Source organism: Chromatocurvus halotolerans, assembly GCF_004340525.1.
In the GTDB taxonomy this organism is placed as follows: Bacteria; Pseudomonadota; Gammaproteobacteria; order Pseudomonadales; family Halieaceae; genus Chromatocurvus; species Chromatocurvus halotolerans.
In genome coordinates this window covers 79,241-106,035 of the sequence record NZ_SLWX01000011.1, presented here as the reverse complement: position 1 = coordinate 106,035, position 26,795 = coordinate 79,241, and the positions used below count along the sequence as shown (strand labels likewise).

The window sequence follows — 26,795 nt, the reverse complement described above, 5'->3', positions numbered from 1 at the left end:
TCGGTCACGATAAAACGGAATGGGCGGTCACGATCACCCGGAACAGGCGGTCACGATGAAACGGAATGAGTGGTCACGTTGGTCCGGAATACGCAGGTGATTGTTATTACAGTGCCATTCGAAGAGGCGACTTCCATGACGCCACGGTAGTGATCGACGACCTGCCGTACCAGACTGAGTCCAGGCAGCTCGCTGATAATTCCTTCTGGAATGCCTGATCCGCTATCCTGCACCTTCAGGCGGACCTTCACGGAGCCGTCGGCGGACGCATCTTCATAAGACATGACAACACGAAGATACCGTGCATGGGAGTTCTCAGGAAATGCGTGTTGAAAGGCGTTACTGAGCAATTCGTGGATCAAGATGCCTATGAGCGTTGCGTTTTCTGCAGATATCAACTCGGAAGTCACCTCATTGATCGTGGTTACGCTGCCTGAGTGCTCATGCGCTACCGACAAGTCGGATAAGCAGTCCGCCGTAAATGCGTGAAGGTCTGCGAAAAGGCTATCGTTATAATATTTGAGGGAACGCTCAAGAAGCGCGAGGGCATGAACATGCGTGCAAGAGCCGCGCATGATTTCCGCAGACAACTCATCTGGGACATAGTCGGAACGGTGCTGAATAATCTTGGCCACGGTATCAAATGTGGCGATGTTTCTTTCCCTGATATTACGTACGAGCGAATCCTGCGCCTCCAATTGCTCTTGCATCTCGTCAAGTGCCGAGTCCGCTGCAATCGTTCTTTCTCTCGCAATTTCGTCTGCCTGTATCCTCAGGACGTTCGTGTCGTACCATTTCTTGACCAGAAGTATAGCGGCCGCCAGACTCATCGCATAAATGCAGTAAGCCCACCATGTGCGCCAGAGAGGTGGCAGAACCCTCACGCTCATGGCTATTCCATCGGTATTCCACACCCCCGCTGAATTCGCCCCCTGCACGTGGAAAACATAGTCACCAGGTGGAATGTTTGTGTATGTTGCCGATCCGTCATTTCCGCCATCTATGTAATCTGGGTCAAACGGGGATAGTTTGTAGCGGTATTTGAAGTCATCGGTTGCCGTGAAATCAATCATAGAGTAATGAAACGATAACACTTTAACGGGATATTCAATGATGAGGTGAAGACCTTCGAAATCAGAATCTGCGATTTGACGTGCTACTCCGTTAACAAGCGTCTTCGTGTACCTTAAGGCTTGATTATCAGGACCCCTTGAGCCTTCTTGGTAGCCAATTCGCACTAAACCTCCTGTACCACCAAAGAGAATATTATCTTTTTCATCGACTCCGCTTGCTCCGAAATCAAATGTAACCGAGTTGGAAATTGATCCTTTAAGAACCTTATGGAAAGTCCCGTCTCTCAATCTTTTGAAGATGCCTCGATTAGATGATATGTAAGCAATATCGTCGCGATCCACGAGAGCAGCGTAAATGACGAGCCGCTTTAATAGTTCTTCAGGTACGACTTGCGCTGGTGAACTGAATTCGCCAAGCTCATTACGCGTTTGCAGGTAAACACCGTGTTTCGGTGTCACTAACCATCGCGATGTTTGGCTCTCATCCGAAGACCAAATCGGTAAATCACTTAACATCGACAATCTTTTTCGAGAGACAGTTTCTTCTTCACCATCGATATCGATAAGTTGAGTCCCTCTTTCAGTAAATGCGACTATACCTATGCCTCTGAACCGGGTGATTTGCAGTATCTTGTCTTTCGATAGTGTATTTTCGGATGAGAGTGGTTTTATCAGATTATTACTCAGGCTATAGACACCGCCTCCAAAAGTGCCAATGTAAATCACGCCATCCTTGGCAGCATAAATAGCGCTAATTGGTGGCATGCGTCTTTTTTTAAAGTCAGTAGAATAGGTTGCCACTTCGCCGCTTGAAGGTGTGTACCTCAATAAATGACCATTTCTAAAACCAATCCATAGGTTTTCGTGATTGGCTTCAAGTGACATGATTCCGCGTGCTGAACGAGTCGAGAGAATTACCTCTTGAATAGAAACTTCCCTTGTGCCTTGAGATAATTTGTAAACATGGCTGTAGTCAGCAATATATGTTCCTAACTGCGGCGACGTCGTCGTAGCGACTACCGAAGGACTATTGTTGCCTGCAAAGTCTGTTATCACCTCGACGTTTGTTTTTTTCAACACTTTCAAGCCAGTGTACGTGCCGGCTAAGATGCCTGCGTCTCCGACACCTCGTGCTGTAAGTATTTCGTTTGTGCCAATATTAGAATTACTTCTGTCAAAAATTGCTAAAACTTCGTCCTTGTTGGTTATGAATAGTCCCGAATCAGAAGAAATAAGCATGAGATCATCTCTGTGATTCCAAGCTGAAGATATATCATGAATTGTCGCTGTCCCTATTTTTTCGTCCTTCTTGGCGAACGCTTTCTCCAACGTGCATTTTTCATTAGCCAACTCAGCCTTCCAAACTCCGTCACCTTTAGTACCTAGGAAAATCTCACCGGCACGACCAATAAATCCCGCGCTAAACGGAGAAAGAGCTTTGCCACAGGTAAAATAATTCAACCCCCGGCCATCTATTGGTTTAGGGGAGATTATGATGCTGCCGGAATCATCTACGAAGTGGACGCCTCTGTGGCCACCCAAAATGGAGATTATGGGCGCGCTCAATTTTATATCCATTTTGCTCAATGTTTTTAATCGGGTGTCAAATCTTGAAATTGACCCGTCGCTGTAGCCAATCCAAATCATATCCTCGTCGTCTATGTATGATGACATTACTTCAATGCCATCCTTGTTGACTGGCGATCTGGGAGTGATGCGAGTGAAGGCTTTTTCCTTCTTTGAATATTTATAAATGATGCCAGTAAAGGAAATTAGAAATAACTCAGAATTGGAGTTTTCGATTATTGCTTCAAATTGGCTTTCTGGATACTTTGGTTCAGGTAGGCCGATGACGGGAAACGTATTGACGTCATTACCGTCGAATTGAAAAACCTCATCAGAAGAAGATATCCAAAAGTCTTTATCTGCTCTGACCAAGACGTTAGTTATGGTATTTCCATTAAGAATTCTTAATGGGTCCGGAGTGAATGATATGAATTTCCGAGGCCTTAAAGATTCTCGAACTGAATCTACAGATGCCATTTCCGCGGCATATCCGCAACCATGTACCAAGAAACCTAAGATAGCCCATGGGAAGCGAAAGAGAGTCATGTTTTGGTAATGGTAATTTGGTTTCTATTCAAATCCCGCCTACTTCTCTATCGAAAAAGTTACGCTCAAATGTGCTGACGAAAAGCTGGTAGTTTTTTTCAAGAGAATCGCAAACGATGATAAAGTTGTCCAAGTTGCCGCTGTTCAGAACCTCTTCCAGCCTGGCTGCATCTTCTCTGACCATTGCCGCGCCTACATTCGCGCTCATGGACTTGATTCCGTGTGCCAAAGATTTCGCGCCCTGAGCACCACCTTCATGCGAAAGTACTTTGAGTTCATTGATGGCGTCCGTCATTTGCGTTTTGTATCCATCAAAAACCTTGATAACGATATCATTGCCAGTTTGCGCTTGGATTTCGAATAATCCGTCAATAACTGACTTATCTAGAATATCTTGTGTATTGGGCAGTATCTCATCTTCAGATTGTCGGGAGTTTTTCGCAAGGGAAAGAGTGGTTTGAGAAAGGTAGGTTGAAATAGTTTGTTCGATTTCTGATCTGGTAAACGGCTTCTCGAGAACATTATCCATCCCGCTTTCAAGACAATTGATGCGTTCTGAGTCAGAGCTTCCAGCTGTTAGAGCAATAATGGGCACTCTGGGCTTATTGGCAAACTCTTCAAAACTTCTTATTTCAATAGTTGCTTGATGACCATCCTTAATTGGCATTTGGCAATCCATGAAAATAAGTCCGTAGTTGCCAGTCCTATACATTTTTACGGCTTCTTCCCCGTTCTTGGCCATATCGAAAGTGTAATGAAGAGCGACAAGCATCTCTCCTATGATCAGTTGATTTACCTCAATATCCTCGGCAACCAAAACTTTGATCGTTCTTGTTGGTGTAATGTCGCTTGTGCTCCCTCTGTTTGCTTCCGAGAGTTTTTCGTCGTGCTCCGCCAACTGAATGCATTCTATTAAATTATTTGGAGATATAGGCAAACTAAGTAGTGGATGAGCTATCTCAGAGATTCTGGCCAAATCAAGTGAGGAAAAGCTAAAAAATATTTTCCCTTGAGGTGTTTTTTCTTCAATAAATTCGCCGCCAGAGATTGAGTTTAAGTCGAGCCTTATGAAGGCGATTGAGTTTTCTCCACATTCTGTTCGAACCTTAGATTCGTCAACAATTTTTATATTTGATTCCGGTATGCCTATTACTCTCAAGTGGCTAATAATCATTTCTGATACGTCGATGTCAGAATTCGGAACTAAAAATATTTTTAAGGAATTCGCTTGATATGTGTTTGATAGTTCGTGCCCATAGGTTGTAGGGATTCGAGCAACGACACTTGTTCCAACCCCCACTTCTGAAAAAAGTTGCAACTCGCCTCCCATTAAATCTACATACTGTTTACATATGGTCAGTCCCAGTCCGGTACCACCAAATTTACGTGTTGTGCTCGGATCGGCTTGGGTAAAGGAATCAAATATTCTCTCGCGGGATTCAGGCTTGATGCCAATGCCTTCGTCCTTAACCGAAATCTCAATAGTAGGATTGTCAGAGCCATTTTCACTTCGGTGGTTTTTGACTGATACTCTTACAGTTATTTTGCCGTCCTCGGTGAACTTGATCGCATTGCCAAGTAAGTTTGTTAGTATATGGCTAAGCTTTGTCGGGTCCCCCATCACGGCCCATTTGATACTTGGGTCAAGGATGTTTATCAGCCTTAGACCTTTTTTTGAAGCTGGCTCTGATTGTAGATAGCAAACTTCATCAACTATCCTGTTTATGTCTAACCCGACGCTTTCGACCTCTATCTTTGAGGCTTCCAGCTTAGATAAATCTAAAATATTATTAATCAGCTTTAATAGCGATAGACCACTTGTTCTTACCGTTGATGCGAATCGACGCTGTGCTGGAGAGAGGTTGGTTGTCAGAAGCAAGTCAGACATGCCGATGATTCCATGCATTGGCGTCCTGATTTCGTGACTTACTGTGGCGAGAAATTGAGATTTTGCTTCGTTCGCCGATTCGGCTATTTTTTTTGCGATCTCAAGTTCACGCGTTCTCTCCCTTACTTTAGCTTCAAGTTCTTGCCTGTTTTTTTCTGCTCTCTGTTCCCTTTGTCTTACCCAGCGCAAAGCGTAGATTATAAATAACAATGCTGATACTAAATATATCCAATACGCGGTAGTGCTGAGCCAGAAAGGCGGAGAAACAATTATCTTGAGTTCACGCGCGTCCCAATTCCACAACCCAGCTGAATTTGCGGCCGCCAGCTTCAACTTATACTCTCCCGCAGGAAGAGTGGTGAAAGACGCTTTCCTTGCATCCTTTGATATAACCCAATCAGGAGATATTCCTGAGAGTTTGTATGCATACTGTAGGTTTTCAGGTGACGCATACTCAGCTGCGAAAAATTCAACGCTGAACATTTTATCTTCATGATTTAATTTGAGTTCAGTTAATTGGTTTGCTGGGTGTGGCAGATTTATGCGGTTATTCATTACCGTAATCTCGGAAATCCCCACAATTGGAGGAGTGCTTTCCTGACCAAATTTAGAAGGATCGATAATATTGAACCCTAGGTGTCCTCCAAAAAAAATTTCACCAGTAGGCGATGTTGCTGACGCGCCCATATTAAACTCTGTGTCCTGTAGTCCATCGATTTCCCGAAAGTTCTGGATACGTGTGCCATCAGTTGAAATCTTTGTGACTCCTCGATTATGACTCAGCCAAAGATCATGGTTGGTTCCACCCTCAATCCCGAAAATGCTGTTACTGGGCAGAGTTGTGTTCTCTGAGAAATGTGTGAACTCTGGCCTCAATGCTCGGCGATCCTCTAATCTCCATTGATTTAGTCCACCACCATTGGTCCCGATCCATAAGGTTCCTTCTTTATCTTCGTGAAAGGACCAAATCATGTTGCTAGATAATGTGTTTTTCTTGCCTCTTTCGTTGTAAAAATGCTCAAAAACCTCTTTTTTTGGATCGAAATAATTCAATCCGTTCTCAGTTCCTATCCAAATGTATCCGAGTGAGTCTTGATATAGCGCCAGAACATTGTCGTTGCTTAAAGGTGAATCCTGGTCGCTTCGCGTGTTAAATCTTTTAAATCGGCTTGAGCCTTTCTCTAAAATACTTAGCCCACCCTCATAAGTGCCAATTATTAGCTCGCCTTCTTTTGTGATTAAAAATGATGTGACACCGTTAGCCCCAATAGAACTCGGATCTGAGGGATCAAATTTAAAAACTTCGATCTCCATGGTTTCTAGATCGAGTCTATTAGCCCCGCCGGAGAAAGTACCAATCCATAGTGATTCTTTCGTGGCGAGCAAAGACATGACCGCATCGTCGGTGAGCCGAGGTGTAGTAAATGTATTTATCCAGCTAAATTTTCTGCTGCCTTTCTCTCTGCGATTCAAGCCATCATCTGTGCCGACCCAAGTTGTGCCATCATCAGTGAAAGCAAAAGCATTGACCGATGCGTTTGATAGAGACGAATTTTCTGGGGTGTGTTTTTCTATCGAGGTTTCACGAGCCTTGCTAAGCCCATAATAAGTTCCAATCCAGTAAGTCTGATCCGAACTTTGATATATAGAAGTGATTCTATCGGCTGGTATTGCTGAGTTATTTGTCCCGTATTGGTGAACCTCATCACTAGCTGGAGAGTAAATGACCAGACCGCTATTGCCTCCGAACCAAATATTTCCTGTCCCGTCGACGAAGATATCGTAAACAGTTTCTGAGCCTAAAGATTTATTGATTTTGTCGGAAAGGCTGCGGTTCTTTACGCTTCCGTTTGAAATATCGAAATTCGCGATACCCGCATTTATCGATGCGACCCACAAATCTCCGGTTTCTGTGGGTTTTATTTTTGTGATCTGCGCTCTGTTTGTCGATATGAAAATCTCAATGTCTGAATACCGATCAACAATAGAGTCAGAGCGGTCTAATTTGAGAATTCCACTTTCGGTCGCCGATACGAAAATTGCATCGTGGACTTCAGCGAAGCTTGTTACCAGCCCAAGTGGTGAGCCTATCGTCTGATCTAGAAAATGTATGAACTTTCCCGTTCGAGGGTTGAATTTGCTAAACGCACCCTCGTAACCTAACCATAAGTTTCCTGATGTATCTGCATATAGAGTATAGATGTTGTCAGAAAGGGGGGCATTCGCTGATGCGCGTGTTCCAAACAAGGCCTCGAAATCATCAGTTGCGGGGTTGTATCTATTTAAGCCGCCGCTCAAGGTTGCAATCCAAAGCGTGCCATCAGAGGTCTCCGATATGGCCGTCACTACATCAGAAGATAACGATCTATCGTCGCTTAGGGAGCTGCGGTAAGTTTTTACATCGTGACCGTTATATTTATTTAGACCTTCTTGCGTAGCGACCCACAGTTCTCCAGATTTTGACTGGGTGATTGCAGTTATGGAGCTCTGAGATAACCGTGAGGAAAACTCTGCGAGTTTGAAGTTAAAGTCAACTTCCCCGTGAGAAATCTCTGAAAATTGTAGACACCAGCCTAAGAGGAGAAGCTTTATAAAAGCCTTCATGTACGGCTCCGAGGACGCAATCATGAAGCATGTTAACAGGAAAAAATGGAATTGAGTTAGGGCCAGGACTTTTGTCCTCTGGCCCTAACAGGTGTGCTCGGCAACTCTTTAGATGTTTAGCGGCATCGAGTGAGTTTGCACTGTTTTATCGAATGCCCCACTTGTATCCGGCTTGGTCAGCGTTAGAGCGGATGCCCCACTTGTATCCGGCTTGGTCGGCGTTGGAGCGAATGCCCCACTTGTATCCGGCTTGGTCGGCGTTGGAGCGAATGCCCCACTTGTATCCAGCCTGGTCAGCGTTGGAGCGAATGCCCCACTTGTATCCAGCCTGGTCAGCGTTGGAGCGAATGCCCCACTTGTATCCGGCTTGGTCGGCGTTGGAGCGAATGCCCCACTTGTATCCAGCCTGGTCAGCGTTGGAGCGGATCCCCCACTTGTATCCGGCTTGGTCGGCGTTCGAGCGAATGCCCCACTTGTATCCGGCTTGGTCAGCGTTAGAGCGGATCCCCCACTTGTATCCAGCCTGGTCGGAGTTGGAGCGAATGCCCCATTTGTATCCGGTGTGATTCGCGCTTGTGTTTAATTCAGCGTTACTTGTCGCCATGTAGTTGAAAGGTGTCGCTGTTGAAACCCTGAAGTTTTTATCCCAGCCATAAGCATTCTTTGAAATGTTTTCGTTGCTAAGAGCAGTCCAGCTCTCCTTAGAGGTGCGCTGCGTGTTTTTGCCCCACTTATAGCCATAATTTGTTGCTGTGTGCGCACCGTAGAGCTGTTCTTTCGCAAGTGCTGTCCGCAGTTTGTCTTGTCCAGTCGTATTTCCTGAAATCGCAACGGACGACGTTCCCAAAAAAACCAAAACAATTGCTGCTGCAGCTATCCCATGCTTCGATGCATTCATATTCCCACGCCACCTTCGTCATTGAAAATTTGGAAGTCACCCAAACTTCAGCAGTTTGCTGACGCATTGAGTTTCTCGTCCCCGCGTGCCGGGAAACTGCAATAGAAGATAGATGGACAAAGATGATGACTACAGACCAGACCATACCCCCATTGGGGTATAAAGTTATCCAGCGAACGGAAGGATGAACTGAAACGTGGGTGTGTCGGTCGCCAGGCGTTGGTCAGTCGCGGTAGCGCAATTGTTCTATGGTAGATTTTTCGATCTGGTAGATTCTTTTCCAGTCGGGCATCAGCGAGTTCGTAGGTTTTTCGTGACGGCTGCTTTCCAGGCGTTCCACGTGGGCTTTGACACCCCATCGTCTGTTTTCGCTCAGACCTTTTTCCGGGGCGCTGCCGTCGTAGATCATCTCAAGGTCCGGCAGCGTGGGGTTTTCAATATCCTCGAGAATCGCGGGGCCATGAAAGAAATCCACGCGAGCAATGTCTTTACCGATATCCATACCCGCGTTCCCGCAGCCGGTATCGCCCAGCGTGATCGCGCGGTGAATGTTGACGTAGCCCGAGCCCTGCTGGAATGGGCTGTAACTCAGCTTGCCATCAGCATTGATGGCGGGGTTGGCGCTGCTCGTAATCATACATTTCACGTCGTCTGGCGATAGCGTGGCGTCGAGCTGTAGTAGCAGGGCGACGAGACCGGAGACGACGGCGGTGGATTGCGATGTGCCCGTCATGACGAAGTCCCCGGTTGATAGCCGGTACTCTGGAAACTCGGTGTGAAGCGTGGATCCCGGTCGCGTCAATCCGGACATGTGCCCGCCCGGTGCAACAATGTCGGGTTTTATATGGCCGCTTGGTGTCGGGCCGCGTGAGGAAAAATCGGGTATGTAGTCGTCGTTCTCTGTATCGGTTGTCCAGGAATCGGTGACGCTGCCGACGGTGATAACGTAGGGCAGATTACCGGGCGAGCCGACGGTCATGCTGCCAGGGCCTTCGTTGCCTGCCGCGGCAACCACAACAACGCCTGCTTGCCACAGGCGCATTACTGCCTGGTTGATCGGGTCGAGCCAGTAAGGCCAGCGTGGGCGGGCAGCGAAGGACAGGTTGAGAACCCGGATATCGTATTGGTCCCGGTTGTCCAGCACCCACTGAAGCCCTCGGATAATGTTCAGAAAGTCTCCCTGACCGTTGGCTTCGAACGCCTTTACGCTGATCAGGCCGACATCCGGCGCAATGCCGCGGAAGCTGCCCCCGCCGGCCGTCTTTGCCTCGCCGCTTTGCGCAATGATGCTGGTCATGTGGGTGCCATGGCCGCTTTCGTCGAAGGACTGGCCGGCACGGTCGGTCACCGCATCATACCGGGCAAGGACTCTCATGCTCCCCCGGGTGTTGCGAGTAATGCGCTCGGTCTCCCACAGTCCGGAATCGAGAACGGCCACAGTAACGCCTTCTCCCGTGATCCCGTGTCGGTGCAGCAGGTCTGCGCCGGTCACGGTGGGGTAGTAGGTGTCGGCGCTGTTGTCTGCATAGCCGGGGATCAACTCAACGGAGCAGTCTTCCCCAAAGCGCGCTTCGAGGGTGAAATCGCGCTGTGGATGCGCCACTGCATCGACGGGGCTGTCGAATACCAGCGAGAGTTCAATATTGTCTTGACGCGCGATGCGCTGCGGTACTGCAGGAACAAGGGTATTTCGACGGACGTCCTCTGCAGACGTATTTTCCTGAAGTGGCATGGGCTCGCCGGACCAGAGTATGCTTACCAAATCACCCAGTGCGTCGGGCGCTGTCACGGACAGATCAAGCAACTGGATGTCGTTATCACCCTTGTTGTAGAGCTGCCAGTGCGCCGCCGATTCCCGGTAACGCAGCTCCAGCGATGCGGCAGCGCCACACGCATTCAGCTCTTCGGGAGGTTCGGGTTCCGGCGAGGCGGTATCGAGGTCGTCAATCAATCGGGCGATAGCCGGTGAGTCGGTGATGCTTTTCAGCTGGCTGACCGAAACCCGCGCACCCACGGCATTTATGATGGGCAATCTGTGACTGACTTCGGCATTAACGGCTTCGACTTCCCGAATGATCTGTCGATAGGCGTCTTCGGAGTCAGCTTGCAGCATCACGCGAAATGTCTCGGGGTCGGCGGTGTCAGCCGTCGTGCCGTGTGAATGCAGCAGGGTCAGGCTCAGCAGCAGGCAGAGCGGAATCAGATGGTGCGCCATGAGTCGTCAGGTCAGATCCATCAACGCTTCGGTAATATCACTGGAGTAGTTGCGCCGCAGTGCCTCGGGCACGTCCTCAGGGTATAGCGGTCGGGCAAAGTAGTACCCCTGAAGCAGGTCGCACTTGTTCTGCACCAGGTGGCGCAACTGCTCCTGGGTTTCAATGCCTTCCGCGATCGATCGAAGGTTCAGAGTTTTCGCAAGCACAATAATGGCATCAACAATGGCAACCCCATCCGCGCTGGACATGTCGGCGACAAAGCTCTGGTCAATCTTGAGGGTGGTTATCGGGAACCGCTTCAGGTAGCTCAGGGATGAGTATCCGGTGCCGAAGTCGTCTACCGCAAGATCCAGGCCCAGTGCTGCCAGCTCTTTGAGTTTTTCGATATTTGCGCGGGCGTCCGTCATGATAGCGCTTTCGGTAAGTTCCAGCTCTATACGCCGCGGATCCAGCCCGGAGCGATCCAGAAAGTCGCGAATGGTGCGCGTGAGCTCGGGTTGGTTGAACTGTAGCGGGGAGATATTGACACAGACCCGGAAGTGATCAAGGCCGAGCGTGTCCCAGTAGGTGCAGTGACGCGCCACCTCGGACATTACCCACTCGCCCAGCTCGATAATCTGCCCGGTGCGCTCGGCAACGGGAATAAAATCGCCGGGAGAAATCATGCCACGCCTGGGGTGCTTCCAGCGCACCAGCGCCTCCAGGCTGACCACCGCACCGGTTCTCGCGTCTACCTGGGGCTGGTAGCGCAGCTCAAGCTGGTTCTGCCTCATGGCCTCGCGCAGGTCTTCTTCCAGCTTCAGCTGTTCGACCGAGCGCGCATTCATCTCCTCGTTGTAAAAGCGGAAGCAGGAGCGTCCGTCAGCTTTTGCGGCGTACATGGCGGTGTCAGCGTTGCGCACCAGGCTGTCGGCGTCGGTGCCGTCCTGCGGGTAGAGGGCGATGCCGATACTCGGTGTGACAACGGGATTGTGCGAGTGCAGGGCAATCGGTTCGGAGAGGCTGGCAATGATTCGTCCCGCAACCACCTCTACGTCACGGAGGTCTCTGACGTCGGACAGCACCACCGTGAATTCATCACCGCCAAGGCGAGCAATCTCGGTATTGCCATCCGACGGCTCGATATCGCCGCCAACAGGATCGGAAAAATAGTTGATGGCATCGTCTTCGCGCAGCTCGTTTGACAGACGCTTGGCAATCTCGACCAGCAGTCGGTCGCCGCGGCCATGGCCGATGGAGTCATTGATGCGCTTGAAATTGTCCAGGTCTATGAAGAGCAGCGCCGCCGATGTCTCGGTACGTTGGGCACGCTTGAGTATCCGGTTGAGCTGTTCGTTGAAGCTTCGGCGGTTTGGCAGATTGGTCAGGGGGTCGTAGTAGGCGAGATAGCGCAGTCGGTCTTCCTGCCGCTTCAGGCTGTTGAAGGCATTGCTGGCGCGCAGCATGTATTGAACGTCGCGGCCAAGGAGAGACCAGTTCACCGGCTTGGTCTTGTACTGCGTGGCGCCGGCCTCGAATCCTTCATCGATGGATTTGCGGTCGTCTGATCCGGTCACGATCATGATAGGAAGGTTTGCGCCCTGCGGCATCCCGCGTATTCGACGACAGACCTCAAGGCCCGTCATGCCGGGCATTTCCACGTCGAGGAACACGAGGTCAGGGCGCTCGCGAATGAAGAGCTCGAGAGCCTGGTGACCGTCCGCGGCCTCGACCACTATCATGCCTTCCGCTTCGAGGCATTGCCGTGTCAACAACCTGACATTCATGTCGTCATCACTGACGAGCACCTTGGGGTGTTGGTCGGCAGCGCTTGGAGCTGTTTGCATGAGACCCGCAGTGGTTAACCTTGGCGAAGTCGAAAGGCTAACACTGTTGCCCCAATGTGCCTAGTACGTTGAATCTACTGCAGATTGGGGGCGGCATTGGCTTGTGTTAAAATCGCGCACCCCGACCACAAGAGTGTTTGGCAATTGACCATGAGCCTGGCAACGGAAAAACTGGAAACGATTCGCCTTGACGTGCAGCGGCATCTGGATGCGGCAGAGCGGCAAGCGCTGTCACCCGAGCAGGAGCGGGCACTCAAGGAGCGTATCTCGGGTCTGTTGAAGCAGCACAATGCGGTGATTGTGGCGCACTACTACACCTCACCGCAAATTCAGGCGCTGGCGGAGGAGACCGGCGGATGTGTTGCCGACTCCCTGGAGATGGCGCGGTTCGGCCACGACCACCCGGCACAGACACTGATCGTGGCCGGCGTTCGCTTCATGGGTGAGACAGCAAAGATACTCACGCCAGAGAAACGGGTCCTGATGCCGACGCTTGAAGCCACCTGTTCGCTGGATATCGGGTGCCCTGCAGACGAGTTTGCCGCGTTTTGCGATGCGCATCCGGATCGGGAAGTCGTGGTCTACGCCAACACCTCGGCAGCGGTGAAGGCGCGGGCCGACTGGGTGGTGACGTCCAGCATTGCGCTTCAGGTTGCCGAGTACCTGTCGGATCGCGGTCGCAAGATTCTGTGGGCCCCCGATCGTCATCTGGGCGCGTATGTGCAGCGCGAAAGCGGGGCCGACATGGTCATGTGGGAAGGTGCCTGCATCGTACACGAGGAATTCAAGGCGCGCGGTCTGGCGGACATGAAGAAGGTCTACCCCGACGCCGCGGTACTGGTGCATCCCGAGTCACCCGCTGCCGTTATCGAACAGGCAGACGTCGTCGGTTCTACTACGCAGATCATCAATGCGGCGCGGGAAATGGACAACCCGCGGTTCATCATCGCTACGGACCAGGGGATTTTCTACAAACTGCAGCAGCAGGCGCCGGACAAAGAGTTCATTATTGCCCCCACCGGTGGCAAGGGCGCGACCTGCCGCAGCTGCGCCCACTGCCCCTGGATGGCGATGAACGCGCTGGAGAACCTGGCGACGGTATTCGAGCGCAGCGATAACGAGATCGCTGTCGACCCCGTGATTGCAGAGAAAGCAATGCGCCCGCTGCGACGGATGCTGGATTTTGCCGCGGGCAATCGCTACTGAATTCGGGGCGCTGGCGTCTGACTCGCCGGGGGTACGGTATACGGAATCAGGAGTCGAGGCGTTCCCGCATATCCGCCACGTCGCGCAGCCGCTGGTTGATCCTGGCGCTCACCGTGTAATTGTCGTCCGCGGTGCGCAGCGCGTAGCGCAGCTGTTTTTCGGCCTCATCGAGAATACCGTTGAGAATGAAATACTCGGCACGGGACTGATGCAGGCCCGTAATGTTCCCGGCAAGGCCCTGAACTTCCGCAAGCAGATACCACAGGTGCGGGTCATTGCCGCGGCGTCTTGACTGTTCGACAAGCACTTCTTCCGCCACATGGGGTTCGCCGGCACTCATCAGCGCCCTGGCATAGGTCATGACCAGCGCATGGTTGCCGGGGGAGTTGAGCAGGTGGCGTTTGAGTTTTTCCGCCGCCTGTTCCGGGGCATTGCGGGCAATATCGATTTCACTGTCGGCAAGGATGTACTCCAGCCGATCGCGATCCCGCGACCACAGGGAATCCAGCATCAGGGCGGCTTCATCGGTGCGACCGGCATTGGTGAGTGCCACCACCAGGCCATAGCGCGAGGCCTCGGGAGAGCGCGGTGAACCCTCCAGGTCGGTGCGGAACCTGGCAATGGCCTGTTCCGGCGTGTCGGAGAGCTGGTTCACCACCCTTGCGCGCATCAGCTGGTAGGTAAGGTCGACCTGTTGAATGCGTTTGGGATATTGCCGGGCGCGATTGCGGGTATCGGCAATGCGGTTCTCCGACAGCGGGTGCGTGCGCAGGAACTCCGGTACGCGGTTGCCAATGGAGTAGCGGGAAATCTGCAGCATGCGTTCAAACATGCTCGGCGCGGCATGCGGGTCCATCCCGGCCTTGACCAGGGTCTGCATGCCGATGCGGTCGGCTTCTGCCTCGTTGCTGCGGCTGTAGCGAAGGGCGGAGTCCTGGGCTGCCGCCTGTGCCGCGGACAGGGCGGCCATGCCAACGTCGCCCCCGACCGTGGCCATAAGCACGAAGCCTGCCAGCATCGAGGTGAGGGTCAGTGGCTGTTGCTGCTTTTGAAACTCCACTCGCCGGGAGAAATGGCGTTGGCTCAGGTGGGCAATCTCGTGGGCAATAACGGTTGCCAGTTCGTCCTCGGACTGGGCGTGCATCAGCAGCCCGTTGTGAATGCCGATGACGCCACCTGGCACCGCGAAGGCATTGATGGTGGGGTTGTCAACGACCACGATATCGACGCGCCGGTCCTGCAGCTCGCTGTGATTGACCAGCCGGAAAACCAGATCCTCGAGGTAGCTGAACAGCAGAGGGTCATTGACCAGGGGCACCTGGCCACGAAAAATCTGCAGCCAGGCCCGGCCAAGCTGGTACTCGTATTCCGCAGAGAACAGGCTGGTGCTGGCTTCGCCAAGGTTTGGCAGCTTCAGCTCCTGATAGGTGTGCGCCGGCGCGGCAAGTGCAAAACACAGGAGAACCGTCGCTACCGGCCGGCCGATCTTTCGCTGCAGCTTGTTATATGGCAATGAAAACACGTCTTGCTCGTTGGTCTGTCCGTGTGTGTTGACGTATTCTATGGTAACGCAAATAGCGGTTGTATCTGTCCTTGAATCCCCGGTTGCGACCTCCGATTCTGCGGGTAGAGCCGGTGCAGCCAGCAATCCAAACAGTCCCTGAGGATACGCAGCAATGACGGAAACGGCCGACACAGAAGTGGACGCAAAGGGCCTGCGCTGCCCCATGCCGCTGCTGAAGGCGAAGCGGGCCCTCAACGGCATGCAGTCCGGCGAGGTGCTCAGGGTGCTGTCGACAGATGCCGGCTCTGCACGTGACTTTGCCGTTTTCAGCGAGCAAAGTGGGCACGCCTTGCTGGCCAGCGAGCAGGACGGAGATGTCTACACCTTGCTCCTGCGCAAGTCATAGCCGTTTTGTCATCGCTCGCGGGTCGAGCCTGGGGATTATCCAGACATGCTTGAAGTGTTCAACAAGTGGTACCGTCGCTACCTGCAGGAGGAGGAGTCCATCCTGCTGCTCGTGCTGCTTATTGTCGCCCTGGTGTTGCTTGCTACCGTCGGCGACATTCTCGCGCCACTGTTTGCGGCCATCGTTCTGGCCTACCTCGTGCAGGGCGTGGCCAACCTCATGACCCGGCTCGGCCTGCCGCAGTGGCTGGGCTTCACGCTCTCTTTCGCGGTATTCGTCGGCGCCTTTTTCGGGGTTCTGCTCGGTCTGTTGCCGCTGGTGTGGCGCCAGCTGGTGGCCCTGGCCGGCGAACTGCCGCGCATGCTGGAAGGTGGGCGGCAGATGCTCGCGGTTCTCCCCAGCAAGTATCCCGAGCTGTTCAATCAGGAGCAGATCAACCAGGTGGTTGCCGCGGCTCAGGTCGAGATCGCTACCTACGGCCAGCGTCTGGTCACGCGCACGCTGGCGGGCATTCCCGGCTTCCTTACGGTGGTGATCTACCTGGTGCTGATCCCCATCATGGTGTTCTTCTTTCTCAAGGACCGGCAGCAGGTGATGCGCTGGGTGAGCAGCTTTCTGCCGTCCAGACGGCCCCTGCTGACGCGCATCTGGGAGGAGATGAACCAGCAGTTCGCCAACTATGCCCGGGGAAAGGTGGTGGAGGTCATCATCGTCGGCGCCGTCACCTATGTGTCGTTTACCTGGTTGAATCTGGCCTATGCGGCCTTGCTGGCGTTGATGGTAGGGCTCTCCGTGATTATTCCCTACATCGGGGCGCTGCTGGTGACTATTCCCATCCTCGCCGTGGCACTGTTCCAGTGGGGGCTGTCCAGCGAATTTTATTACGTTCTCGCGGTCTACATGGTGATACAGATCCTCGACGGCAATGTGCTGGTGCCTCTGTTGTTTTCAGAAGCTGTTAACCTTCACCCTGTCGCGATCATTGTTGCCGTACTGTTTTTCGGTGGCATCTGGGGGCTGTGGGGCGTGTTTTTTGCCATTCCCCTTGCCACCCTGATAAAGGCCGTGATCAACGCCTGGCCGACGCGCCTCGACGACGCGCCCGCCGACGTCAACGTTTCAACCGGAGAGTAAAACGATGTCTGATCCATCCGTGCGCCTGCCCGGCGCCTGGTTGCGTTATGTGTTTGCCCTTGCCGTCACCGCCGTTGCGGCAGCGTCCTCCCTGGCCGCAGACCCTGTCGAGTCGGTCACCAGCCCCGTGCAGAGTCCCAACGATGACTACGCCTATCGCCTGGTGACGCTGGATAACGGCCTGCAGGCTCTGCTGGTGTCCGATCCCGACACGCGCAAGGCGGCCGCCTCGCTCGATGTCATGGTGGGCAGTGGCGACAACCCGCGCGGTCGCGAGGGCCTGGCGCACTTCCTGGAGCACATGCTGTTCCTGGGCACGGAAAAGTATCCCGATGCGGCGGAGTACGAGCGCTACATCACCGAACACGGTGGGTCGCGCAATGCCTACACCAGCTTTGAGCACACCAATTATTTCTTCGATATCGATGCCGGACACCTCGACGAGGCCCTGGATCGCTTCGCCCAGTTCTTTATCTCCCCGAATTTCGACGCCGTGTACGTTGACCGGGAGAAGAACGCCGTCGAGGCGGAGTACCAGATGGGCCTGAAGAGCGACGGCCGGCGCGGCCTGGATGTGCTTCAGGAGGTGATGAACCCGAGGCACCCTTTCAGCCAGTTTTCGGTAGGCAGCCTCGAGACCCTGGCAGATCGGCCAGGTTCCAGTATCCGCGATGATCTTCTGGCCTTCTACCGCAAGCACTACTCCGCCAACGCCATGCGCCTGGTGGTGATGGGCGCCGAGCCGCTGGACGAACTCGAAGCCATGGTGACAAAGCGTTTCGTGCAGGTACCCAACCACAATTACACGCCGGAACCCATCGCCGCCCCGCTGTTTGATCCGCGTGAGCTCCCCATGCTGGTCACGGTGCAGCCACAGGCAGTCTCACGCCAGCTGCAGGTGAATTTCACCCTCCCCGAGTACCGGAGCGAGTACACCAGCAAGCCCATGTCCTACCTCGGCAACCTGATTGGCCACGAGGGAGAGGGCAGCGTGCTGGCGCTGCTCAAGAAAGAAGGCCTCGCCGACGGGCTCGGCGCCGGTGGCGGGCTGGACTGGCGCGGCGGCTCCCTGTTCAGCGTATCCGTGTCCCTCACGGACAAGGGTGTGGAGGAGTACGAGCGCATTCTGCAGGTCCTGTTCGCCTACTTCGACCTCTTGCGCGAGGAGGGGCCCAGGCAGTGGCTGTTCGAGGAGCAGGCGCAGCTGGCACAGCTGTCCTTCCGCTTTCGTGAGCAGGGTGCACCGATCGGCTACGTGAGCTCGCTGTCCAGCGGCATGCATGACTATGCACCGCGGGACGTCCTCGCCGGACCTTACCTGATGCAGGATTATCGTCCCGATCTCATCAGCGCAGCGCTCGCCGCGCTGAGGCCGGAGCAGGCGCAGATCGTGCTGACGGCGCCGGATGTGCCGACGGATCGCCGCTCTGAAAAATACGATGTTCCCTACAGCGTGAAGACGCTGACGGAAGAGGACATCGCCGGCTGGCTGGCCGACGAACGGCCCGACGAACTGCATCTGCCGGATCCAAACGCGTTTATCGCCGAGGATGTTGCCCTGCTGCCGCTGGCGGATGAGAATCCCGAGCTGCCGGAGGTGCGACACGAGGCGGAGCGCCAGCGCATCTGGTACCGCCAGTCGGAGGAGTTCCGCGTACCGCGCGGTGCCCTTTATATCAACTTCCGCTCACCCGCCGTGGGTGAGTCCGCGGCGCAGACGGCGGCCGCGGTGCTATATACGAATCTGCTCAGTGACCGTGTCAATACGTTTACCTACCCGGCGACGCTGGCAGGGCTGAACTTCTCGATCTACAAGCATGCCCAGGGCATCAGCATGCGTATCAGCGGCTATAACGACAAACAGCTGACGCTGCTGAAGCGCTTGCTGGGCGTGATCGCGGAGCCGGCATTTACGCAGGATCGCTTTGACAACGTGCGCGCCGATCTGGTGCGCTCGCTGGAGAACGCGGTTGCCAAGCGTCCGTCGAGCCAGGTGCTGGATGATCTGCGTGAAGCACTGCAGTACGGCGAGTATGGCGAGACGGTACTCATCAATGAGCTCCAGGCCCTCGACCTCAAGGGGCTCACGGCCTATGCGGACGCGTTCTGGCGCGACGCGAAGGCAGAAGCACTGCTGTATGGCAATTACCCCGCGTCTGCTGTCGGAGAGCTGTCCGACCTGCTGGCGGGGCAGCTGCCCGAGGGTGAGGCTCCGGGACTGCCGCCGCTGCGGGTGCTCAAGCTCGCGGCGGATGAATCGATACGGTTCGTCACCGATGTGCCCCACGCCGATGCCGTCGTCGCCTGGTATCTGCAGGGCGCCGGCGACGCGGTGGAAGACCGTGCCGCAACGTCGTTGACGGCGCAGACCATGCGTTCCGGCTTCTTTCAGCAGCTGCGAACCGAGCAGCAGCTGGGCTACGTGGTCAGCGCGTTCTCCTGGCCACAGCACGACGTTCCTGGCTTGGTGATGCTGGTACAGGCGCCGGGACACTCGTCGGCGCATGTTGCCGATGCCATGCAGACCTTTATGGAGAAGCTGCCGGAGGAAGTGGACGAGCCGGCGTTTCTGCGACATCGCCAGGCCCTGGTAAACGACATCATGGAGCCGGACAAGAATCTCCTGGAGCGAGCGGAGTACTACTGGCAGTCCATCGCCCGCAATCAGGTCTCGTTCGACCGGCGCCAGCGCCTGGCGGAGGCGGTTGAGGGGATGTCGCGGGAGGCATGGCTGGATTACTACCGCGAGCACTTTCTCGAGAGCCGCCGCTCTTTGCTGGTGGTGGCGCCGGGAGAGCAGGGCGATACCCCCGACGGCCCGGCCCGGGAGCTGAACGCCGCGGACGCGATAAAGACCGACCACGCGGTGTATACCATCGAGTGACCCTCTTGAGTTCCTTAAAGGAACTGATCTGTCGGTGATGCGTTTTTTGGTGTAGCATGTCGGGATTCTTGCGGTGACGGTGTGCGGCGGAGGTCGTGCACTGGCGCCGCGCACCCATAATAGTTCCACTATAGAATGATAAGTGGGGCGAATCACCGCTGGAGCCGGATGACCTCATGATTGAAGACAACGATCCCCAGGAAACCCGCGAGTGGCTGGATGCGCTTGACGCCGTGGTCAAGAACGCCGGCGAAGAGCGCGCCACCTACCTGATGGACGAGCTGACGAAGCGGGCCTTTGCCGACGGTATCCGGCTGCCTGCCGCCATCACCACCCCGTTTCGCAATACCATCTCTCCGGCCGAGCAGAAGCAGATGCCGGGCGATCTGTTCATGGAGCGCCGTATCCGTTCGCTGGTGCGCTGGAATGCTCTTGCCATGGTCATGCGCGCCAATGACAACGACGAGGCGCTGGGCGGTCACATTTCCAGCTTCTCCTCAAGCGCCACGCTGTACGACGTGGGCTGCAACTACTTCTTCCGCGGCAGCGACGGCGATCACCCCGGCGACCTGGTCTTCTATCAGGGCCACAGCGCGCCGGGCATGTATGCCCGCTCCTACCTGGAAGGCCGGCTGACCGAAGAGCAGCTCGACAACTTCCGCCGCGAAGTCGACGGCAACGGCCTGTCGTCCTACCCGCACCCCTGGCTGATGCCGGACTACTGGCAGTTTCCCACCGTCTCCATGGGCCTGGGGCCCATCCAGGCGATCTACCAGGCGCGCGTCATGAAGTACCAGACCGATCGCGGTCTGGTGGAACACGGCGATCGCAACGTGTGGTGCTTCATGGGCGACGGCGAGTGTGACGAGCCGGAGTCGCTGGGCGCCATTTCCCTGGCCGGACGGGAAAAGCTCGGCAACCTCATTTTTGTCGTCAACTGCAACCTGCAGCGCCTCGACGGCCCGGTGCGCGGCAACGGCAAGATCATGCAGGAGCTCGAGGGCGTGTTCCGCGGCGCCGGCTGGGACGTGCTCAAGGTGGTGTGGGGTCGCAAGTGGGACCCGCTGCTGGAGCGCGACGAAAAGGGTCTGCTGCAGAAGCGCATGGACGAGGTCTGTGACGGCGAGCTGCAGAACTACAAGTACAACGGCGGTGCCTACACGCGGGAGCACTTCTTCGGCAAATACCCCGAACTGCTGGAAATGGTGTCTGACCTGTCGGACAACGACATCATGTACCTGAACCGCGGCGGTCACGACCCCTACAAGGTTTATGCGGCCTATGCCGAGGCAGCCTCGCAGTACGAGCGGCCAACCGTGGTGCTGGCGCTCACCGTGAAGGGTTACGGCACAGGCGAATCGGGTGAGGCGAACAACGAGACCCACTCCCTGAAAAAGCTCGACCTGGAAAGCCTCAAGGCCTTCCGCGATCGATTCGCCATCCCCATCAGCGATTCCGAGCTGGCCAGTGTGCCCTATTACCGGCCGGCTCCGGATTCCCCGGAAATGAAGTACCTGCGCGAGCGGCGCGAGGCGCTGGGCGGCTTTATCCCGACGCGACGCCACGCCGACAATCCGCTGGATGTGCCTGAGCTTGAGACCTTCAAGGCCCAGCTCAAGGGCAGCGGTGAGCGCGCCGCTTCCACCACCATGGGCTTCGTGCGGCTGCTGTCCACGCTGACCAAGGACAAGGCCATCGGCGAGCGCGTGGTGCCCATTGTGCCTGATGAGGCGCGCACGTTCGGGATGGAAGGCATGTTCCGCCAGCTCGGGATCTACTCCTCGGTGGGGCAGCGTTACACGCCGCAGGATGCCGGCCAGATCATGTTCTATAAAGAAGACATCAAGGGCCAGATTCTGCAGGAAGGTATCAACGAGGCCGGTGCCTTCTCGGCCTGGCTGGCGGCGGCCACCTCCTACAGCACCAGCAACTATCCCATGGTGCCTTTTTATATCTTCTATTCCATGTTCGGTTTCCAGCGCATTGGCGACCTCGCCTGGGCGGCGGGCGACAGCCAGGCGCGCGGCTTCCTGATCGGGGCGACCTCCGGCCGAACAACACTGAACGGCGAGGGGCTGCAGCACCAGGACGGCCAGAGCCACCTGCTCGCCAGCACCATTCCGAACTGCATGAGCTACGATCCCACCTATGCCTACGAGCTGGCGGTGATCATCCAGGACGGCCTGCGGCGCATGTTCCGGGAGTGCGAGAACAAGTTCTACTACATTACCACCATGAACGAGAACTACCCGCAGCCGGAGATGCCCAAGGGCGTCGAGGAAGGCATTGTGCGTGGCATGTACAGCCTGCGTCAGTCGACGCGCAGCGAGGGCCCGACCGTGCAGCTGATGGGCTCGGGCAGCATTCTGCGGGAAGTGGAGGCCGCCGCCGAGATCCTGTCGCGCGACTACGATGTCAGCGCGGATATCTGGAGCGTCACCAGCGTGAACGAACTGTTCCGCGAGGGTCGCTCGGTGCGGCGCTGGAACCTGCTGCACCCGGAAGAGGAGCCGAAGGTACCCTACGTCACGGGCCTGCTGGCCGATGCCCGGGGGCCCTGCGTCATGGCAACCGACTACATTGCGGCCTACTCAGAGCAGCTGCGGGCGTTTATCCCCGGTCGCTTTGTGGTGCTGGGTACGGACGGTTTCGGGCGCAGCGACACCCGCGCCAAATTGCGGGGATTCTTCGAGGTCAGCCGCGAATTTGTCGTTCTGGCCGCACTGTCCGCGTTGGTGGAGGAGGGCAGCATCGAGCGCGATGTCCTGATAGCGGCGCGCCGCAATCTGGGTATCGATCCGGACAAGATCGATCCGATGCTGGCATGAGACTCCCGCCCCGCGTGACAGCACCGCGGGCGCAACGCAGACGATAACGAGGACTGACAGGTGGCAAAAGAGAAAGTACTGGTACCGGACATCGGCGGCGCGGAAGCGGCGGAAGTCGTCGAATTGCTGGTCGCCGTGGGCGACACCATTGCGGTCGATGACGGGCTGATCGTGCTGGAGTCGGACAAGGCATCCATGGAAATTCCCTCCACTGTGGCGGGCAAGGTGCTGGAGGTGCTCGTCAAGGAAGGCGACGAGCTCGCCGAGGGCGACGAGGTTGCACTGGTCGAGACCGCGGGCGGGGATGCCGGCGATGACGCGGCAGAGGCAGATGCCGACGCCTCGACCGGGAAGGATACCGAATCATCATCCGGCGATGCGGATGCGCCGTCGGAGGCTGCCGATGCCGCCGATGAGCCGCGCACAGACAGCGCTGCCAGCGCGGCAGACGACGCCAGCGCAGAGGGGGACAGGAAAGACGGTGCGGACACCGCGGAAGCGGGCACCCGCTCGCGACAGACCGTGCGCGTGCCGGATATCGGCGGTGCCGAGGCGGCAGAGGTGGTCGAGCTGCTGGTGGCGGTGGGTGATGCCATCGACGTTGACGGCGGCCTCGTGGTTCTCGAATCGGACAAGGCGTCAATGGAAGTCCCGGCAAGCGTCGCCGGCAAGGTGGTCGAGCTGCTGGTGAAGGAGGGCGATCAGCTCTCCGAGGGTGACGATGTCGCCGTCATCGAGGTGGCCGGTGCGGATTCTGCGGCCCAGGAAGCCGACGGTGCCGCGGGCAAGGACACGGAATCCGCGGCGGCAGATGGCCGGTCGGCGGAAGGCAAGGCAGCGGCCGCCGATGGCGGTACGACAAAAGCCACCGCAGCAGGGACGGACAGCGGCGCCGCGAAGCCGTCAGGCGCAGAGCGCCCGGCGGGGCAGGGCAGCAGCGCGACGCAGGGAGGCAGCGCGACCGAAGCGGGCAAGGCGGATGACGCCGGTGCCAATGTCTACGCCGGACCTGCGGTGCGCAAGCTGGCCCGGGAGTTCGCTATTCCGCTGGACAAGGTCACCGGCTCCGGGCCGCGCGGGCGCGTGCTCAAGGAAGACCTGCACACCTACGCCCAGAAAACCCGCAAGAGCCAGGCCGGCGCCCTGCCGGCAGCGACCGACGGCGCCGGCATTCCGCCCATACCCGAGGTGGATTTCTCCGCTTTCGGCGAGGTGGAGATCGAGACGCGCGGCAAGCTCGACCTGCTCACCGCGGTCAACATGCAGCGCAGCTGGCTGAACCTGCCGCACGTCACCCACTTCGACGATGCCGACATTACCGAGCTGGAGGCCTTCCGCCAGTCGATGAAGACCGAGGCCGAGCGACGCGGCACGCGGCTGACGCCGATGCCCTTCCTGATCAAGGCCTGCGCGGTTGCCCTGCGGGAGCATCCGAAGTTCAACGCTTCACTCACCGACGGCGGCAAAAGCCTGGCCTACAAGAAGTATTTCCACATCGGCATGGCGGTGGATACTCCGGCCGGCCTGATGGTCCCCGTAATCCGCGATGTGGACCGGAAGTCGCTGTGGGAGCTGTCGGCAGAGATTCTGGAGCTGGCCGAGAAGGCCCGCGAGCGCAAGCTCAAGCCGGACGAGATGCGCGGTGGCTGCTTTACTGTCTCCAGTCTGGGCGGCATCGGTGGCAACGGCTTCACACCGATCATCAATGCGCCGGAGGTGGGCATACTCGGCGTCAGTCGCGCGGCGGTGAAGCCGGTCTGGGACGGCGAGGCCTTCCAGCCGCGCACGCTGCTGCCGCTCACGCTGTCCTACGATCACCGCGTCATCAATGGCGGCGACGCCGGTCGCTTCATGACCACGCTCACCGCGCTGATCAGCGATATCCGTCGGCTGGTGATGTAATGGCCCTGCCGGCGCCGCGCGCGGCTGTCGATGGCTGAGGAATCCGCTGCCGATGCGTCGCTCGCGCCCTGGCAGCGCGACTTTCTCAAGCGCCAGCAGCTCCCGGTAGCTTATCTGGACAGCGCAGCGCGCTGGTTTGATCCGCTGGCGCTGCGCCTGCGCGACTTGGCCGCGGTGAGCGCGCATCCTCTGCTGGTCGGCGTCAACGGCTGTCAGGGGTCAGGCAAAAGCACGCTGTGTGATTACCTCGCGACGCGCCTTGCGGCCCACGACGGCTGCAACACCGTCGCGCTCTCACTGGACGACTTCTATCTCACCCTTGAGGCGCGACGCAGCCTCGCCGCTGAGGTGCATCCCCTGCTCGTTACCCGTGGTGTTCCCGGGACCCATGACATGCCGCTGCTCCGGCGTACCCTGCAGGCCCTGCAGGCGGTGGGGCGGGATCAGACTCGGGGTGATGACGGCACGGCGAGTCAGGCGGCGCGCGTGAACGCGGACGATGGCAAAAGGGATAGCGTGGCGATTCCCCGGTTCGACAAGGGGGCCGATGACCGATTCCCGGCCGCACAGTGGGATCGGATAAGCGGCCCCGTCGACATTATCCTGCTGGAAGGGTGGTGCCTCGGCGCACGGCCCGTGAGCGTGGTCGAGCCACCGCTCAACGCGCTGGAAGCCACCGAAGACCCCGACGGCAGCTGGCGTCGCCACATCAACGCGGTGCTGGCCGCAGACTTCCTCCCGCTCTACCGGCAGATCGACCTCTGGGTCATGCTCTGCGCTCCGGACGTCGATTGCGTCTACCGCTGGCGCCTCGAGCAGGAGCAGAAGCTCTCGCTGGCACGCAGCGGCGCAGGCGAAGGGACCGGTAACGGGACCGGCATCATGTCAGAACCGCAACTCGCCAGATTCATCCAGCACTACGAGCGACTCACGCGCCACTGCCTTGAGTCCCTGCCTGGCCGGGTGGATATCCTGTACCGGCTAGACGGCAGCCGGGCTGTCAGCTCCATCGCGGGGGACCTGCACGGCGCGACACAGGCGGGACCCGTCGTGGGGACCTGACCCCACAAGGCTGTGATAGACTCTGGCTCTGTTTTTTCGACCCGGCAGGAACACACATCATGGTCATAAAACCCCGCGTTCGCGGTTTCCTGTGTACCACCACACACCCCGTCGGCTGTGCCGCCAACGTCAAGGCGCAGATCGCCCATGTTGTGGCGCAGGGGCCCATTCCCGATGCGCCGAAGCGCGTGCTGGTGATCGGTGCTTCCACCGGCTATGGCCTGGCCTCACGCATTACCGCGGCATTCGGCGGCGGCGCCGACACTCTGGGTATCTTCTTCGAAAAAGAGGGCAGCGAGCGCAAGCCGGGCTCAGCGGGCTGGTACAACAGCGCCGCCTTCCACGCCGAGGCAGAGGTGGCGGGCCTGTATGCGCGCAGTATCAATGGCGATGCCTTCAGCGACGAGGTCAAGGCCCGGGCAATCGAGGAGATCAAGGCACACATGGGCCAGGTTGACCTCGTGGTCTACAGCCTGGCCTCGCCGCGGCGTCAGCATCCCCGGACCGGCGTTGTGCATACCTCTACCCTCAAGCCCATCGGCAAGGACACGGTGCAGAAGGGCGTGAACACCGACAAGGAAGCCATTCAGGACTATCACCTGGAGGCGGCCACCCAGGAAGAGATCGACAACACGGTCGCCGTCATGGGCGGCGAGGACTGGCAGTTCTGGATCGAGGCGCTCGACGAGGCCGGCGTTCTGGCCGACGGCTGCAAGACCACGGCATACACCTATATCGGCGAGAAGATCACCTGGGATATTTACTGGCACGGCACCATCGGTGCCGCCAAGAAGGACCTCGACCGGCGCGTGCTCAGCCTGCGCGAGCGCCTGGCGGAGAAGGGCGGTGATGCCCGGGTGTCCGTGCTCAAGGCGGTGGTCACCCAGGCCAGTGCGGCCATTCCCGCCATGCCCATCTATCTGGCCCTGCTGTTCAAGGTCATGAAGGCGCGCGGTGTCCACGAGGGCTGTATCGAGCAGATCGACGGCCTGTTCCGGCAGGCTCTGTATGGCGATCATCCCGAGCTGGATGACGAGGGGCGTCTGCGCATGGATGGGAAGGAGCTGGACCCGGCCGTGCAGGCCGAGGTCGCCGGGCTCTGGCAGCAGGTGTCCACCGAAAATCTGCATGAGCTGTCGGATTTTGCCGGTTACCGCCGGGAGTTCCTGCAGCTGTTCGGCTTCGAGGTGGACGGCGTTGACTACGATGCCGATGTCGACCCGGTCGTGCCGATACCCCAACTCGTTTAGGA

At 56.8% G+C, this 26,795-nt stretch carries 14 protein-coding genes; 8 read left to right on the top strand and 6 right to left on the bottom strand.

All coding sequences use genetic code 11. From position 1 onward, the window contains the following. Positions 1-50 precede the first annotated feature (50 nt). From EV688_RS12605 to EV688_RS12585, 5 genes are all read right to left on the bottom strand, one after another. Positions 51-3,116, bottom strand: a complete 3,066-nt coding sequence (locus EV688_RS12605) for a triple tyrosine motif-containing protein (protein ID WP_162884019.1) — start codon at positions 3,114-3,116, stop codon at positions 51-53. 97 nt (positions 3,117-3,213) lie between these two features. Then, on the bottom strand, positions 3,214-7,677 hold the full coding sequence (locus EV688_RS12600) for a two-component regulator propeller domain-containing protein (RefSeq protein ID WP_165876892.1): 4,464 nt from the start codon (positions 7,675-7,677) through the stop codon (positions 3,214-3,216). A 145-nt stretch (positions 7,678-7,822) separates the two neighbouring features. Continuing rightward, on the bottom strand, positions 7,823-8,575 hold the full coding sequence (locus EV688_RS17590) for a hypothetical protein (protein ID WP_207895407.1): 753 nt from the start codon (positions 8,573-8,575) through the stop codon (positions 7,823-7,825). Positions 8,576-8,798: 223 nt separating this feature from the next. Further along, positions 8,799-10,790: a S8 family peptidase gene (locus EV688_RS12590; protein ID WP_117318943.1), complete on the bottom strand. Its 1,992-nt coding sequence runs from the start codon at positions 10,788-10,790 to the stop codon at positions 8,799-8,801. Between the two features lie 6 nt (positions 10,791-10,796). Continuing rightward, complete coding sequence (locus EV688_RS12585) at positions 10,797-12,617, bottom strand: two-component system response regulator (protein WP_117318942.1); 1,821 nt, start codon at positions 12,615-12,617, stop codon at positions 10,797-10,799. A 150-nt stretch (positions 12,618-12,767) separates the two neighbouring features. Here EV688_RS12585 and nadA point away from each other — a divergent pair, with 150 nt between their 5' ends. Continuing rightward, positions 12,768-13,823, top strand: a complete 1,056-nt coding sequence (gene nadA, locus EV688_RS12580; RefSeq protein WP_117318941.1) for a quinolinate synthase NadA — start codon at positions 12,768-12,770, stop codon at positions 13,821-13,823. Positions 13,824-13,869: 46 nt separating this feature from the next. Here nadA and EV688_RS12575 read toward each other — a convergent pair whose 3' ends face one another. Further along, positions 13,870-15,345, bottom strand: a complete 1,476-nt coding sequence (locus EV688_RS12575) for a M48 family metalloprotease (protein WP_240624407.1) — start codon at positions 15,343-15,345, stop codon at positions 13,870-13,872. 154 nt (positions 15,346-15,499) lie between these two features. On the opposite strand from EV688_RS12575, the gene EV688_RS12570 reads away from it, so the two are divergent. From EV688_RS12570 to fabV, 7 genes are all read left to right on the top strand, one after another. Then, positions 15,500-15,733: a sulfurtransferase TusA family protein gene (locus tag EV688_RS12570; RefSeq protein ID WP_117318952.1), complete on the top strand. Its 234-nt coding sequence runs from the start codon at positions 15,500-15,502 to the stop codon at positions 15,731-15,733. Between the two features lie 45 nt (positions 15,734-15,778). Further along, positions 15,779-16,867 carry an AI-2E family transporter gene (locus EV688_RS12565; RefSeq protein WP_117318940.1) on the top strand — a complete coding sequence of 363 codons (1,089 nt, stop codon included), beginning with the start codon at positions 15,779-15,781 and terminating at the stop codon, positions 16,865-16,867. Positions 16,868-16,871: 4 nt separating this feature from the next. Beyond that, positions 16,872-19,751, top strand: a complete 2,880-nt coding sequence (locus EV688_RS12560) for an insulinase family protein (protein ID WP_117318939.1) — start codon at positions 16,872-16,874, stop codon at positions 19,749-19,751. Between the two features lie 176 nt (positions 19,752-19,927). After that, positions 19,928-22,579: a pyruvate dehydrogenase (acetyl-transferring), homodimeric type gene (gene aceE / locus EV688_RS12555; RefSeq protein ID WP_117318938.1), complete on the top strand. Its 2,652-nt coding sequence runs from the start codon at positions 19,928-19,930 to the stop codon at positions 22,577-22,579. Between the two features lie 60 nt (positions 22,580-22,639). After that, positions 22,640-24,481, top strand: coding sequence for a dihydrolipoyllysine-residue acetyltransferase (aceF, locus tag EV688_RS12550; RefSeq protein ID WP_117318937.1), 1,842 nt, complete (start codon positions 22,640-22,642; stop codon positions 24,479-24,481). A gap of 30 nt (positions 24,482-24,511) precedes the next feature. Then, positions 24,512-25,543, top strand: a complete 1,032-nt coding sequence (locus tag EV688_RS12545) for a hypothetical protein (protein ID WP_117318936.1) — start codon at positions 24,512-24,514, stop codon at positions 25,541-25,543. A 59-nt stretch (positions 25,544-25,602) separates the two neighbouring features. Continuing rightward, positions 25,603-26,793, top strand: a complete 1,191-nt coding sequence (gene fabV / locus EV688_RS12540; protein WP_117318935.1) for an enoyl-ACP reductase FabV — start codon at positions 25,603-25,605, stop codon at positions 26,791-26,793. Positions 26,794-26,795 lie beyond the last annotated feature (2 nt).